This window comes from Streptomyces europaeiscabiei (genome assembly GCF_001550375.1).
Lineage (GTDB): Bacteria > Actinomycetota > Actinomycetes > Streptomycetales > Streptomycetaceae > Streptomyces > Streptomyces europaeiscabiei.
Map to the genome: position 1 here is coordinate 1 of NZ_LRTR01000029.1, position 1,105 is coordinate 1,105.

Below are 1,105 nucleotides of genomic sequence, written 5' to 3' on the forward strand. Positions count from 1 at the left end.
CACACCGGCCGCGCCGTGTCACCCGCCGGCGCCGGGGTCCCGGGGCGATCACGGGTCGGCAGCGGCCGGACGTCCCGGACCGTCCGGATCGGCGCGGGCCGGGCCCGTCGGCGAACCCTGCGGATCCGCGCGCGCCGAGCACGCCGGGGCGTCGATGCGCCGGGTCCCCCCGTCCGGTCTCCCCCGTCGAGGCCTCCGCTTCCTGCGGCGCCGCGTGCGTGTCGTCGTACGGCTGGTGCTGTGGTCCGTGCTGGAGACGGTGCAGACGTTCCTGACGGGGTACGCCCTCGCGCGGGCCCTTGATGACGGGTTTCTCGCCGGGCGGGCCGGGGTCGGGCTGGGGTGGCTCGGCGCGGGGGCGGGGGCGGTGGTCGTCGGGGCGTTCGGGACCGGACGGGTGTACGGGTGTGTGGCTGGGCTGGTGGAGCCGTTGCGGGACCGGCTGGTGCGGGGCGTGGTCGAGCGGGGGGTGCGGGAGGCGGACGGCGGGGCCCTGTCCGGGCTGACCCAGCAGGTGGAGATCGCCCGGGACACCTTCGCCGGGCTGGTGATGGTGTCGCGATCGTTCCTGTTCACCGCCGCCGGGGCGCTCGTCGGCCTCTTCTCGCTGGCCCCGGCCCTACTGCTCGTCGTGGGGCCCCCGCTACTCGTCGGCGTGGCCCTCTTTCTGGCGACGCTCAGGCCGCTGGCCCGCCGGCAGGAGACCTTCCTCGTCGCCGACGAGGCCCTCGCCGACCGGCTCGGCACCGTCTGCCCGGGGTTGCGGGACATCACGGCGGGCGGTGCGGAGGACATGGTCGCCGCCGACACCGGCCGCCGCGTCGAGGCGGAACACCGGGCCGCGCGCTCGCTGGCCCGCTGGGGCGTCGTACGGGTCGCCGCCCTCGCGATCGGGGGCCAGCTGCCCGTCGTCCTGCTCCTGGCCACCACACCCTGGCTGCTGGACCGGGGAGTCACCTCGGGCGCCCTGATCGGCGCCCTCGCCTACGTCACCCAGTCCCTCCTCCCCGCCCTCCAGAACCTGGTCCACGGCCTGGGCACCAGCGGCTCCCGGCTCGCGGTGGTGCTGCGCAGGCTGCTCCCACCGGGCGACCCTCCGCACCCG

At 76.9% G+C, this 1,105-nt stretch carries 1 protein-coding gene; it reads left to right on the forward strand.

Going from position 1 to position 1,105, the window contains the following annotated elements; genetic code table 11:
• Positions 1 to 154: 154 nt before the first annotated feature.
• On the forward strand, positions 155 to 1,105 hold a 951-nt coding region (locus AWZ10_RS01095), incomplete at its 3' end, for an ABC transporter ATP-binding protein (RefSeq protein ID WP_167365909.1).